This window comes from Chroococcidiopsis sp. TS-821 (assembly GCF_002939305.1).
Lineage (GTDB): Bacteria > Cyanobacteriota > Cyanobacteriia > Cyanobacteriales > Chroococcidiopsidaceae > Chroogloeocystis.
The window spans coordinates 353,168-365,592 of the sequence record NZ_MVDI01000001.1 but is presented as its reverse complement, the minus strand read 5'-3'; the positions used below and the strand labels follow the sequence as shown (position 1 = coordinate 365,592).

Sequence of the window (12,425 nt, the reverse complement as noted above, 5' to 3'; positions counted from 1 at the left end):
TAAGAACCATCATTAGCAATGATTTTACGGGAAGTTCAAGACTATTTATCGCAGCAAGGAAAAGCATCGCTGGCACAAATGGAGCTTCATTTTCGTATTGATGCGGATGCGCTGCGGGGAATGCTACAGCAACTTGTCCGTAAAGGTAGAGTGCGCAAGTTACCGATTCCACCTTGTTGTCAAGGTTGCGTTAGCTGTCGTCCTGAACAGCTTGAATTTTACGAATGGTTCGCTACAGAATCCATTCGTTCAACAAATCAAACTTGCGCTAATAAATCATCGTAGCGCCGGACTTCTAAAAGGCGATTGCGTTCAGTAACTAACACAACTGTCGGACAGTAAGTTTTCAGTTCTTCAGGTGTGAATTGCCCATAAGTCATAATAATCAAGCGATCGCCTGGTATTCCCAATCTTGCCGCAGCGCCGTTTAACTCGATCGCGCCTGAATTTGCTGGTGCGGCGATCGCATACGTGATCAGCCGTTCTCCATTCGTAACATTAACTACTTGCACTTGCTCGTAAGGTAGTATACCTGCAGCAGCAAGTAACGTTTGATCGATACTGATACTACCGACATAATGCAGATTAGCTGCTGTGAGCGTGCAATTGTGGATTTTGGCTAATAGTAGCGTACGTTGCATGAAGGAGGCGCTAAGGTTAAGTGCTAGAATCGTTTTCCCTATTGATTGCAGAAAACGACTCTAACGTTATGATAGTAGCTTTATCACAGGGTGCGTGCTGTTATGCTTCTGCGTCAGAATCGCGCCCTTGCTCGCTACCAGCTTTAATGCATCTTTCTACTAAAGGCATAACGCGATCTATATCTTCCCAACCACGAATTTCTGTAACTTTCTGTTCCAGATTTTTATAGGTACGGAAGAACTCGGCGATTTCATCTAATCGATGCGGCGCGATGTCTGCTAGCGATTTAACGTGTTTGTAACGAGGATCTTTATCAGGAACGCACAGAATTTTTTCGTCATAATCGCCCCCGTCAATCATAATTAACATTCCAATCGGGCGCGCTGCAATGATACATCCTGGAAATGTTGGCTCGTCCATCAACACCATCCCATCAAGCGGATCGCCATCATCAGCGAGGGTATTGGGCACAAAGCCATAATCGTAAGGATACTGCACTGAAGAATACAGTACTCGGTCTAATGCGAACGCCTGCAAATCTTTATCGTATTCGTATTTGTTTTTGCTTCCGGCGGTAATTTCAATTAAAACATTAATGACGCCTGGTTTTGGTTGAGGCGGAATACGGTTTAAGTCCACAACAACATCACTCCAATTTAACAGCTATTTGGGGGTGCAGTTCGGTTAGCTCCCCGTGTAGCATTTTAGGGTATGACGGACAACTACAAACCCTCAACTGTTCAAAAAAGCGTTAACTATTAGCTAACCAAAGTCTAGCTTGCTATTGCGGATATCAAACCAACACAGGTCTCATCACCATCCATCGGTTTCCATCCCTGCTCGTTGCAAGGGGTAAGATATGGGTTGCACATTCGTGAGAATATTTCTGTCAGAGTACTGAGCGATCGCCACAATTGGGGCTGTCAGCGTTAACAACGCGATTGCTGTTCCTACAATGTCTGCCAACTTATGAGAAGGTTTCTCGCCACTGGCAGACGGACTACTACTAGATTCCATAAAGAAGTTCTACTGAACCTGAATGAGCTTTGACAAAATCTGAAAGGATTACACCTTTCAACTGTTATTTTAACAATTCTTTTCTAGCACACTGTTTTCTAACCAACAAATCTTATACATTGTATCTGCACGCCTTATGTGTGGTGCAGTAGACGAGCAGTCAGCGATATAAGTGGTATAAAGCAGAGGTCAGGGGTTACAGTTTACAAAACAATGGTTATGAGTTTTGTCTGAATATCCTAATCATCTCTTTGCATTGCCGTATTTGCTGATGTAGGGCAGTCTTCATCCTGCAAGGATGCAGGCATTTTGCTAGATATATTTTTGGGTATTTGTCAATAGTTTGCTGAATATGTCGAGTGCGATCGCGTTCGGTAACAATATCTACAACACTCGTAGGTCGTACCAAATAAGTTAATAAAGAATTTTGCTTTAAAGCCCCAATAGCACAGGTTATGTCATCATCAGCTTCTAGCCAAAGCGCGAGCATAGGTAGTTCTGAAGTAGGTCGTACAAATGATGAACTAAGTTATCAACAGCTGATCTTACTTGCCGCGATCGTTGGAATTGCTGGTGGTTTGGTGGCGACAATTTATTATTATGCGTTAGAACTCAGTTTAGATATTGTTTGGAAAACTGTTCCAGAATTTCTACAAGTAAGGTTTGCCAGCGAATTTTTAGCAAAGAATTATATTTGGATTGCTACTACGATTGGTGGCTTCTTTGTAGGTTTGACTTTGTATTTTCTAGGACTTCCTGGCGAAGTAGCATTTGTTGTTGATAAAGTTCACGATCCTGGACACATTGAAATTCGTCAAACCCCAGCAATGCTGATTGCTTCTTTATTTTCCATCGCTTTTGGCGGAAGTGCAGGTCCAGAAGCACCATTAGTACAAGTCAATGGTAGTTTAGGCGGTTGGCTAGGACAAAAACTCAAGCTAACGGCGAAAAGTATTCGCGTAATGACTTTTTGCGGAATGAGTGCTGCGCTAGGTGCCTTTTTTGGCGCGCCGCTGGGAGGAGCATTGTTTGCGTTAGAAATTCCGCATCGTCGTGGCTTAGAATACTATGAAGCGCTTATTCCGGCAGTACTTTCAGCGATTTTAAGTTTTTGTGTTTTTCGTCTCAATACAGGATTAACCATTGGCGGAATTTATCACTTTTCCGCAATTCCTAAGCTTTCGTTGATGAATTTAGTTGAAGGCGCGTTACTTGGTGGAATTGGGGCGTTAATTGCCTTATTGTTTGTTCTCCTATTTCGGGCTATAGGTCATCTCAGCGAGTATGCTGCAAATCATAGAATCTTACTTGCTACTTCGGGTGGGTTGTCGATTGGCGCGATCGCGTATTTCTTTCCCCAAACATTGTTTTTTGGCGAAAAAGAAATTGAAACCATTGTTGAAACTGGGGCGACGTTTGGAGTAACGATGTTACTTTCGATCGCCGTAGCAAAAATGTTAGCAATTAGTTGTACGCTGCATTCCGGGTTTCGGGGTGGATTTATCTTTCCTTTGTTTTATATTGGTGCTGCCATTGGATTGGCGATCGCGTTGGCTTTTCCCCAAATTCATCCGACAATTGGCATGGTTTGTTTGATGGCGGCGGTAAATGTTGCTGTCACAAAAACCCCCATAAGTACAAGCGTGATTCTCAGTGTGCTTTCTGATACCGCGATGCTACCAGTAATTGTGATTGCGAGTTTTGTAAGTTTTCTATTAACGACGCAGTTATCATTGATTCCAACGCAGCGATCGCGCGATTTTAATGTAACTGCTGTAGAGTAACATCCAAATAGCTTTTAACCTCTGCTGTAGCAGAGTATTGTGTAGAGTGACCTTAATCAAGTATCCTCGGTGCATATGATTTTACACTCGCTGTTACATAAAAGATGTCTTGGTTAAGAAAGTTATCGCGGCGCGTTGCAGCAGGTTTGAGCGACAGCAACTTTTTAGAAGTTATTAGCAGCATAGAAACGCTTGTATCGAAGCTACTATCTATATTGATGGTAGTTGTTATTCTTATTGCTGTTTACGATTTATTTGTCATTTTATTCCAAGACATTTTTAGTGCTCCTGTCGGTTTTTTTACAAGAACCTTATTCGAAATTTTTGGTTTATTTTTGAATATCTTAATTGCATTAGAGCTATTAGAAAATATTACAGCATATCTCCGCAGGCACGTGATTCAAGTCGAACTAGTTATTGTAACGTCACTCATTGCTGTAGCTAGAAAATTTATTATTTTAGATTTACAAAAAACAGGAGGAATTGACTTAATTGGACTTGCGGTTGCAATTTTAGGATTATCAATCAGTTACTGGATTATTCGTAACGCCAAACCTCGGCAACCACATTAATCATAGCTATAGTCTAATCCTGACTAAAGTTTAACTCTGACCTCTGACCTTTGTTATATGAATGAGTTTTTTCAATTTGAAGCTGATTTTGTCGATAGTTTACGCTGCATTCCGATGCAGGTACGCTACAAGCTAGATACTTGTGGAGTGAAATTAAAGTTATCGCATTGGACGCAATTTAGTGCGGCGGAACGTCAAGCGCTAGTCGAAAAACCGTGTAGCGGCGAACAAGTGAGTGCTTACCGAGACTTTTTACAGCAGTTAGTCAAGCAGCATACAGGTGCTGCAGCAGGAGAACTTCCGGTAGAAGCGCATCCAGCATGGTTGGACGATACTGCGATACCGCGCGACCTACAAGAAAAAGCCCAAGAAGTTGGCGTAACAATAACATTGCCGCAGTGGCGATCGCTAACTCCTTTACAGCGATTTGCATTAATCAAACTAAGTCGCCCTAGCCATGAAAATAAAAACTTTGTTCCCGCGCTGCGAGAATTTCATTTGCTGTAATTAGCATAGGGCAGGGCATTGCCTAGCCCCTCCAACTGTTTAAAACCATCCCTCTTGTTCTAGGGTTTCGATAAGTTGCAAGCCACGCGGATCGCCTATTCCTAACAAGGAAGCTTTAGCATCTTCGCGAACGCCTAAATCTTCATCTTCGGCAAAAGCTTGAATTAGAGCATCAACGGCTGTTGCATAGACAACATTAGAAGGTAATTCGCGGCATAATTGACCGATTGCCCACGCACAATTACTCCGAATTGCAGCAACAGGATCTTGTACCAACGCTTCAATGAGTGGTGGTATTGCACCTACGACTGCATCGTAACCAACTTGTGACATTTGTGCTAGCGCACTTGCTGCCCACAGTCGCACAGCAGAAATATCGGTTCGTAAAGCGTCTGCAAGCGGTGCTAAAGTACGGCGATCGCGGCAGTTTCCCAAAGCCCAAACAACACCTTTACGCACATAACCATTCCAATCCTGATTGAGTTGTGCAATCAACGGTTCGACAGCATCAGGGCTGGGGTTGCGCCCAATACCGTATGCGGCACTGACTCGCACCAAAGGACAAGGATCGCGCAGTAAACGAATCAAATGCGGGGTAGCACGGCGATCTTCAATATCTGAAAAGGCACGCGCTGCCAACATCCGTTGCTGTGTTTGCGGATGATCCAGCAGTGCCAACATCGCCTCTGGGTCGGGTTTTGGTGTCTCTGACTCAGCACTGAGCGGTCCTAGATGGTCTAAAGGACTTTCTAGCTCAATTTCCTGGTCGAGTACACTGTTTATATCGTCTTCATCGTACATACTGCTACAGTATCGTATCCTACCGCCAATCTAACAAGGCATTGGGTGTGTATTGTTATTCAGTGCGGGTGTTTTTTGTGATGGTAAATGGTAGTGGGTAATTGGATAGATAAAAGCACTGATGACCTTTTGCTAGCGATCGAGCATTGTAGCTCGTGCTGGCATCAATCTGAGCGATTACATAATTGCAGTGAAAACCGCTTTATTTATTTTACGCGGCTACGGCTCTTCAAGGAGCAAGCGCTTTCACCATCCAGACTGACGCAGATTGGTAGCCCAATTGCTTGTAAAGGTTTAATGCTGGTTGGTTGCACAGAAACACTTGTAAACCAATTTGGCGATCGCCTCTTTGCTTTGCCCAGTCTTCAGCATGCTGCATCAAAGCTGTCCCGATTCCGCGCCGTCGATGTTCGGGTACGACATAAAGTAGAAAGATATGCGTATAGCGATCGCCCCTAACTTGATCGATTGCATTTCCCGCCCAAAGACAAGCGACAGTTTGAGTAATTAGTGGCTGGTGGCTAGTGGCAGTGCAAGAGGTTTCAACTGCAGTATTTACCAACCACAAGGGGGTTTCTTTTGAGTAGTATTGTTCAACGGTGCTGGCAAGGTGCGAAAAGTCTTGTTCGGGAAAAAGTTCCTTGTACGAGCGTTGCATGAATTTGAGTAACAACGCGCGATCGACACCACCAGCACGAATTGTATACCCAGGTATGAGTTCAGACACGAGAACTTGGAATGTGTTGCAGGGAATTTTGCGCCGTGACGCTATCGATTTTGAATAACTGTGCTTGTTTGGGTATTGTCGTGGGTTCCTCAATCGGTGCAGGCGCAGCCATATCACTAGGTAAAAAGATGCGGGCGCTAACTGCAACAAGGGCAATTAAAAATCCGATAACCGCAAGTACTGGAGCTATATATTCGCGTAAGATTTTCATATGTGACTTTTGTCGCAGTTAGTATATACAATCTTTTTCCATCCTACAACTGAATTATTGGGTTAGATAATCCTACTCGAACAATTCGACTATACTTGCAGAACATGAGGTTCGAGAAATTGAAGTAGTGATTGCTATTTGCTAGTCAAAGCGCCGCCGATCGCTCTTTCACGGTTTGGGTACAGCAACAGGTTTCGGGTTCCACGGCGCAAACACCGGAAGTAATAACAATCCTGGAATTGCAGCGACGATACTAATAATAAAAAATAAAGACCATCCGGTAAATTCTGCTAATGCGCCAGCAGGAGCAACTAAAATATCGCGACTAACAGCCATTAAACTGGAGAGTAAGGCATACTGCGTTGCAGAAAATCTTTGATTGCACAAACTCATCAAAAAAGCAACAAACGCTGCTGTCCCTAAGCCCGCACAAAAGTTTTCAATATTAATTGTTAGCACCATGAAGGGGTAATTTCTCCCTAATTGCGCTTGCATGAAATAAGCGAGGTTACTAATAGCTTGTAACCCACCAAAGACCCATAACGAGCGATTAATCCCGATTTTACTTAAAATTGCGCCTCCTGCTAGCGCCCCAACGATCGTGGCAATTAACCCCATTCCCCCTTGAATCGCCCCAATATCGGTTTGCGTGAACCCCATTTGCAGTAAAAAAGGCGTGGACATATTGTTGACTAAAGCATCGCCGAGCTTGTAGAGGACGATAAAACATAAAATAAAGAATCCTGTCAATGCGCCCAAGCGTTGAAAAAATTCGCCGAAAGGTAACAACACCGCTTCCGATAATGAGGCGGGAAGTTGAACGCGTTCTTCTGGTTCGGGTGCAATTAATGTACCAATGACACCGACAATCATAACTGACGCCATCAATAGGTAAACACTTGTCCAAGAAATGCGATCTGCCAAGATGAGTGCCAAAGAACCTGTAATCAGCAACGCAACGCGATAACCTAGGACAAAAACGGCTGCACCCGCTCCCATTTCTTTTTCCGCGAGAACATCCGCGCGGTAAGCATCCCCAGCAATATCTTGCGTGGCGCTGAAAAAAGCGACAAACAAGGCATTAATCGCCAGTAGTTGCAATGCTTGCGCGGGTTGCTGAAATCCCATAAAGGCGATCGCTAAAATTAACCCTACTTGCAACGCAATTAACCATCCGCGCCGTCGCCCTAAAAATGGCAATGCAAAGCGATCGAGTATCGGCGCCCAGAGAAACTTGAGTGAATAGGGTAAAGCAACTAAACTAAATAGTCCAATTGATGCTAAGTCAACTCCTTCAACTGTCATCCAGGCTTGTAGCGTTTTACTTGTCAGTAATAGCGGCAAACCTGATGAAATGCCGAGTAACAGTAAAGCCAGCATCTTGCGGCTTTGAAAAACTTGCAGCAGCGATCGATTAGCCACGCTTTCCACCTTATACAACTTCGGATTTTAGATTTTGGATTGAGAACAAATGTTATCGCAAGTAGTTTAACTAATTTCACTATTCGGGATGAAATTGTAGCTTTGTATAAGCAGTCCTGACGTAATGTGCTAAATTCAAATACACGACTTTAGTTGCAGCTCGGCAAGATGACTGCGATGCTCGCTCTGCCTTTGACTTTGAACCTGCAATCAGTTCATCTAACTGACGAACAGTTTTATCAACTGTGCATCTCGAATCCAGAACTTCGAGTTGAACGCAGTGCCGATGGATGTTTAGTTATCATGCCACCTGTGGGCGGCAACAGTAGTAATCGCGAACTCGAATTTGGTACTGATTTAGTAATTTGGAATCGTCAAACACGACTGGGAAAAGTTTTCAGTTCTTCCACAATTTTTAAGCTACCAGGTGGTGGCGATCGCTCTCCTGATGCAGCATGGATTGAGTTATCTCGCTGGCAGGCACTCACGCCAGAACAACGGCAAAAATTTCCCCCAATCGCGCCAGATTTTGTCTTAGAATTACGTTCTCTAACTGATTCGCTGGAAATGCTTCAGGCTAAGATGTAAGAATACCTTGATAGCGGTGTCCGCCTTGGCTGGCTATTTAATCCTCAAGCGCAACAAGTCGAAATTTATCGATTAGGACAAGCAAAAGAAACGCGATCGCTACCTACGCAACTGTCGGGTGAAGACGTGCTACCAGGGTTTACTTTACAAGTTAAACGATTTGAGGAGTGATTTGTATTTGACATACATCATTTGCAAATGATGCGATCGCCTTTAATTTCCACACCTTTTTCTTCTAACCATTTTTGCCAACCGTCGCGCGTTCCGATTGCGCGCGTATTTTTGAGTAACCCTAACTTTTCTTCACGCCGCGTCAATTTCACAAATCGTTCGTACAGCGGATAACTCGGTGTCACAAAAGTTTCTTTACGATGCAAAATTGGCGGGTTCGCTACTCGATCGTACTCGCGATAAAACACACTAAGGTTTTGTAAGTCAATTTGCATACTTGTGTGTAACGCAGGATGCGCTTCAGTGTCAAAATTGGGATAAAAAAGATACGATATTTTAGGTTTATCAGTGTAAAATTTAACTAATGTGACATTATCCATGCGTCCAATTGTGCGACTAGCACAACCTTCGTAGATCCGCAGTAAAGGATCGAGTTCGGGTAATGCGGAAACATGAACGTACAGCGCGGTAGGTAAGAGTTTACCAATCTTACTTTGTTTGCACGTTTGGGCAACAACGCCAGGTTTTCCTAAGCTAAACAGCATTTTATCCGCAACTTGGCAAGCTTCTTGGTACGTACCAAAAAAAGCTTTGATGTCTTGACGAAGTTCTGGTGCGAGTTGATTAAATCCAGGACGTTTCCCAAATTGTGTTAAGGCAAGATATACCAAAATATCCAGCGAACGACGGTAAGCGATCGCATCCCACTCGGCTTCATCGGTCGCTTGCAAAATCACATTGTAAGCGCGGCGAAAAGTCCCAAATTCGAGTAATATTTCACTTTGTGCAGCTAATTCACCTTTAACAGGTAATCTCCCACGTTCGGTAACAAAATTAATCAGTGGCGTTAAGAGTTCTTGATAATCTTCAAAGCGCTTACTCGGCGTGCGGACGCGTGGGGTCAAACTTCGCGAACGAAAGCGTAAAGCCCGAAAGCTTTCTTTTTCGGTTTCATCGCGAAAAACAAAGTAAATTCCTAAGGCGACAGGAACAGCATCAACTTGTAAGACTTCATCGATGTATAATTTTAATTCTTCTTGTTCGTAATATTTCTGAAACGTATTGCGTCGAGTCACAACTCCATCGCCATAAGCAATTTTGGCATGACTGCGGTCATGAATCAAAACTTGGGCAGCCACAATTAAAACTTTCTGCGTCAAGGTCCAAGCTTGGCAAAGTGCTTCGCGGCGTTCTTCGGGATCTTCAATGACGTTGAGAACGTAGCCCAAATTAACAACATCTGCCGGGGTACGCGGTGTATCAGGACGGTAGTACGGATCCCACCCCGTACAGGTATAGTTACGCGCTGCTAGGCGTTCGACATCGCCACCGTAGCCGCAACCGTAGTCAAAGAACGTGGTATCGTTGTTTATGATTGCCCATTCTATGGCTAGCCGCACTGGACGCGATAAATCAGTACGCGCGATCGCGGCTCTATGACGTTCAATTTCCAGAGCTTCGGTCATAACTAGCTTTAGTAGGACTATTAATCTTAATTATTTTTAATCGCTAATTCAATCAAATCCTCAATCTTCTTGATATTCGGATCGCCTGCTAAATAACCGATCCCGCGATGCAAGTGGAGGCGAAACTGCGTTGCTAGCGTTTCTTTGTCAGTTCCCAAACCGTCGTTATAGCAGCGTTGTTTCAACGCGATCGCCAGTATATCCGAGAATTCTCCACCAAACACGCGCCACGTCATTTCTACGTTACTATCTGCAGGAATTGGTACGGGTGCGGGAATCGCCGTTTCCGCAAGCGATCGACAAAATGCCCAACGACACAATATATTCCACTGGTCGATTTTAGTAATGCGTTTGAGTTTGATTAATTGTTCTTTTGCCGTTTGCGAGAGATGAATGCGCTCAAGAGGTGGTTCCATAAAAAGGGTAGAGGAAGCAGGGGAGAAATACTATCTACCATATATAGACTTTTCTTTCCTTATTTACTAGTTACCAAAAATAACCTGGCTCAATGGTGGTGCAGCGTTTTACTGGGTCGTATTTTAGAAGATATTCGCGGGCGATCGCGTTGTTAGATCGCAGTTGTTCAACTTCCTGTTTACCGATTTCTGTATCTGTAGAAAACAGCATGACTTGGTGACTTGCACAAGGAAAGTAGCGTTCGACTAAGTTATTGCGGTGCGAAGAATCGAGTCGCCCTAATGGTGTATCAATCGCAATTGGGAGGTTACGCCTTGATACGCGTGCTAATCCCCACAGTAGTGCGATCGCCAATAATTGCTTTTCTCCCGCAGAAAGACGATGTTTCGGTACTAATTGCCCTTGGCGATCGTAAAGCGAAAGACTAAAAGTCTCCGCATCAACAACAACTCGATGAATTAAGTCTGACTTATGTAGCAAGTACAAAAAACACTCGGTAATTACTGACTCTAATTGATTGAGTTTGCGTAATGTTAGTTTTTCGCGAAAGAGTTTCAGTGTTGCTTGGACTTTAGTTGATGCGGTAATAATATGCTCGTCATTTTTTCTATCAATATTTTCCTCGCTATATTGCGTTAATTCTTTTTTCGTCTTTTCGATAAGTGTTGCTAACTCGTCACAACGTCTTTTCGCTAACTCATAAGCTGCCTTAGCATTAACAAGTTCGTTTTGAGCAAATTTAACTGCCTCACCTAGTTGTTCGTAGACTTCAGGCGCAGGTGCCACAGCTAGTTGTTTTTCGATTGCTGCTAAATTTTCTTCTTGACTTTTTAGATTATGAAGTTGTTTGGCTGCTAAAGATTGTAAATCTACTAGATCGCGCGCGAGAATTTGATTAAGTTGAAAAACACTTTCTCTATCGGCAAGTAACCACAATCTTTTAAGCTGAATCTCTTGTTTTATAGTTTCCTTTTCTTGCTGAAAATACGATTTTATTTTTTCAATTACTTCGCTATCTAATCCTATATCAGCAATGTATTGTAACAATTTTTTCTCTTGGTTAGATAAGATATTTTGAGTTATTTGTGCTTGCTGTTGTCGATATTCTTGTTGTGCTTGAGTATGAGCTTGAATGAGTAATGGCGAAATCAAACTTAAAGGTAAAATTCCACTAGCTAATTCAGTCATTGCCTCGCGGTGACGTGACACTGCTTCCTGCTGATAACGTAGCTGAATTTCTAGTTGACTGCGTTCAGCGGCAATTTTACCACCTTCTAAGATAAACTTATCTGATGTTGCTTGCTGGTGCTTTTGCGCATAAGTTAATTTATCTTGAGTTGTTGCTAAATGCTCTTTGGCAATTTGATATTCTTTTTGCTGATGATTTAACTTTTGTTCAATGTCTTCTAGAGTTATAAGTGCCTGACTTTCAGCAACGAGTTTGCGTCGCCGATTCACTAAAATTTCTATGTCTGTTGCCAATCGTTCAGCTAATTCTAATCCAAGCAAAGAGCGAATTGCTTCAACAACCATTGGGGTAGGTACCTCTTGTTCGGCTAACTCTTTCACTTGCTCGCCATCGAATAAAAATAAATTTGAGATTCCCAAGGGAAGTAAATCTTCAATTCGTTCATCCCAAACTTGAGCCAAGGCACTATCAGGCCAATCATCAACTAAAATACCTAAAGTATCTTTGCCATTTCGCGGATTTTTAGTCCAACTTCGTTTTATCCGAAATTCAACTTGAACGTTATCTAAAATACTTTCAAAAGCGAGTTCAATTGCAGTTGGTTCGCCAGGAGCTGTGTAACGGTTAACTGATTGTGTTAAAAAGTCAGGATAACTCAAGTTTCCTCGCGTAGAGCATTGAGCGCGATGTCCGTATAAAGCAAGACGAATTGCATCCATAAGCGTGGTTTTTCCACCACCATTCATTCCGCCAAATAAAATAATTGGGCAAAACTGCTCGTTTTCTTGAGGACGCAAATTAATAACTTGTCGCCCTAGATAAGGACCAAAATTTTGGAGTACGAGTTCAGTAAACAGCACGGTTTTATTATTCTAAATATAAATTTAATGCGATAATAATTGATATCATAA

At 43.0% G+C, this 12,425-nt stretch carries 14 protein-coding genes and 1 pseudogene; 5 read left to right on the top strand and 10 right to left on the bottom strand.

The window, feature by feature from the left end; translation table 11 throughout:
• Positions 1–18 precede the first annotated feature (18 nt).
• On the top strand, positions 19–285 hold the full coding sequence (locus tag B1A85_RS01765; RefSeq protein ID WP_104545207.1) for a FeoC-like transcriptional regulator: 267 nt from the start codon (positions 19–21) through the stop codon (positions 283–285).
• Here the strand turns inward: B1A85_RS01765 and panD are convergent.
• From panD to B1A85_RS01750, 3 genes are all read right to left on the bottom strand, one after another.
• Complete coding sequence (panD, locus tag B1A85_RS01760) at positions 258–641, bottom strand: aspartate 1-decarboxylase (RefSeq protein ID WP_104545206.1); 384 nt, start codon at positions 639–641, stop codon at positions 258–260. The two genes, B1A85_RS01765 and panD, sit on opposite strands and share 28 nt — an antisense overlap.
• A gap of 100 nt (positions 642–741) precedes the next feature.
• A complete protein-coding gene (locus B1A85_RS01755; RefSeq protein WP_104545205.1) occupies positions 742–1,281 on the bottom strand; it encodes an inorganic diphosphatase in 540 nt (179 codons plus the stop codon).
• 174 nt (positions 1,282–1,455) lie between these two features.
• The gene (locus B1A85_RS01750) at positions 1,456–1,659 is read right to left on the bottom strand and encodes a hypothetical protein (RefSeq protein WP_073550518.1); all 204 of its coding nucleotides are present in this window, start codon (positions 1,657–1,659) and stop codon (positions 1,456–1,458) included.
• Between the two features lie 455 nt (positions 1,660–2,114).
• Here B1A85_RS01750 and B1A85_RS01745 point away from each other — a divergent pair, with 455 nt between their 5' ends.
• The 3 genes from B1A85_RS01745 to B1A85_RS01735 all read left to right on the top strand — a co-directional run bounded on the left by B1A85_RS01745 (position 2,115) and on the right by B1A85_RS01735 (position 4,522).
• Entirely contained in the window at positions 2,115–3,443 is a 1,329-nt protein-coding gene (locus tag B1A85_RS01745) for a chloride channel protein (protein ID WP_104545204.1), read from the top strand.
• A gap of 104 nt (positions 3,444–3,547) precedes the next feature.
• Entirely contained in the window at positions 3,548–4,015 is a 468-nt protein-coding gene (locus tag B1A85_RS01740; protein WP_104545203.1) for a phosphate-starvation-inducible PsiE family protein, read from the top strand.
• Between the two features lie 57 nt (positions 4,016–4,072).
• Positions 4,073–4,522, top strand: a complete 450-nt coding sequence (locus B1A85_RS01735) for a nitrate reductase associated protein (protein ID WP_104545202.1) — start codon at positions 4,073–4,075, stop codon at positions 4,520–4,522.
• 39 nt (positions 4,523–4,561) lie between these two features.
• Here B1A85_RS01735 and B1A85_RS01730 read toward each other — a convergent pair whose 3' ends face one another.
• The 4 genes from B1A85_RS01730 to B1A85_RS01715 form a co-directional block, all read right to left on the bottom strand.
• Positions 4,562–5,323 carry a HEAT repeat domain-containing protein gene (locus B1A85_RS01730; RefSeq protein ID WP_104545201.1) on the bottom strand — a complete coding sequence of 254 codons (762 nt, stop codon included), beginning with the start codon at positions 5,321–5,323 and terminating at the stop codon, positions 4,562–4,564.
• A 229-nt stretch (positions 5,324–5,552) separates the two neighbouring features.
• Positions 5,553–6,050 carry an N-acetyltransferase gene (locus B1A85_RS01725; protein ID WP_104545200.1) on the bottom strand — a complete coding sequence of 166 codons (498 nt, stop codon included), beginning with the start codon at positions 6,048–6,050 and terminating at the stop codon, positions 5,553–5,555.
• Positions 6,043–6,261: a hypothetical protein gene (locus B1A85_RS01720; protein ID WP_104545199.1), complete on the bottom strand. Its 219-nt coding sequence runs from the start codon at positions 6,259–6,261 to the stop codon at positions 6,043–6,045. Before B1A85_RS01720 ends, B1A85_RS01725 begins: the two co-directional genes overlap by 8 nt.
• A 168-nt stretch (positions 6,262–6,429) precedes the next feature.
• Positions 6,430–7,641: an AmpG family muropeptide MFS transporter gene (locus B1A85_RS01715; RefSeq protein WP_104546272.1), complete on the bottom strand. Its 1,212-nt coding sequence runs from the start codon at positions 7,639–7,641 to the stop codon at positions 6,430–6,432.
• A gap of 219 nt (positions 7,642–7,860) precedes the next feature.
• Here B1A85_RS01715 and B1A85_RS01710 point away from each other — a divergent pair.
• A pseudogene (locus B1A85_RS01710) lies at positions 7,861–8,442 on the top strand (Uma2 family endonuclease).
• Between the two features lie 17 nt (positions 8,443–8,459).
• Here B1A85_RS01710 and B1A85_RS01705 read toward each other — a convergent pair.
• The 3 genes from B1A85_RS01705 to dndD all read right to left on the bottom strand — a co-directional run bounded on the left by B1A85_RS01705 (position 8,460) and on the right by dndD (position 12,374).
• The gene (locus tag B1A85_RS01705) at positions 8,460–9,908 is read right to left on the bottom strand and encodes a DNA phosphorothioation-associated putative methyltransferase (RefSeq protein WP_104545198.1); all 1,449 of its coding nucleotides are present in this window, start codon (positions 9,906–9,908) and stop codon (positions 8,460–8,462) included.
• A gap of 26 nt (positions 9,909–9,934) precedes the next feature.
• The gene (gene dndE, locus B1A85_RS01700; RefSeq protein ID WP_104545197.1) at positions 9,935–10,324 is read right to left on the bottom strand and encodes a DNA sulfur modification protein DndE; all 390 of its coding nucleotides are present in this window, start codon (positions 10,322–10,324) and stop codon (positions 9,935–9,937) included.
• A 70-nt stretch (positions 10,325–10,394) separates the two neighbouring features.
• On the bottom strand, positions 10,395–12,374 hold the full coding sequence (gene dndD, locus B1A85_RS01695; protein WP_104545196.1) for a DNA sulfur modification protein DndD: 1,980 nt from the start codon (positions 12,372–12,374) through the stop codon (positions 10,395–10,397).
• Positions 12,375–12,425: the final 51 nt, after the last annotated feature.

Coding starts and splice junctions, on each gene's coding strand:
- panD (WP_104545206.1), bottom strand. CDS start 641: ATGCAACGTACGCTACTATTAGCCAAAATCCACAATTGCACGCTCACA.
- B1A85_RS01750 (WP_073550518.1), bottom strand. CDS start 1,659: ATGGAATCTAGTAGTAGTCCGTCTGCCAGTGGCGAGAAACCTTCTCAT.
- B1A85_RS01705 (WP_104545198.1), bottom strand. CDS start 9,908: ATGACCGAAGCTCTGGAAATTGAACGTCATAGAGCCGCGATCGCGCGT.
- B1A85_RS01730 (WP_104545201.1), bottom strand. CDS start 5,323: ATGTACGATGAAGACGATATAAACAGTGTACTCGACCAGGAAATTGAG.
- dndE (WP_104545197.1), bottom strand. CDS start 10,324: ATGGAACCACCTCTTGAGCGCATTCATCTCTCGCAAACGGCAAAAGAA.
- B1A85_RS01765 (WP_104545207.1), top strand. CDS start 19: ATGATTTTACGGGAAGTTCAAGACTATTTATCGCAGCAAGGAAAAGCA.
- B1A85_RS01715 (WP_104546272.1), bottom strand. CDS start 7,641: ATGCTGGCTTTACTGTTACTCGGCATTTCATCAGGTTTGCCGCTATTA.
- B1A85_RS01740 (WP_104545203.1), top strand. CDS start 3,548: ATGTCTTGGTTAAGAAAGTTATCGCGGCGCGTTGCAGCAGGTTTGAGC.
- B1A85_RS01745 (WP_104545204.1), top strand. CDS start 2,115: ATGTCATCATCAGCTTCTAGCCAAAGCGCGAGCATAGGTAGTTCTGAA.
- B1A85_RS01720 (WP_104545199.1), bottom strand. CDS start 6,261: ATGAAAATCTTACGCGAATATATAGCTCCAGTACTTGCGGTTATCGGA.
- B1A85_RS01735 (WP_104545202.1), top strand. CDS start 4,073: ATGAATGAGTTTTTTCAATTTGAAGCTGATTTTGTCGATAGTTTACGC.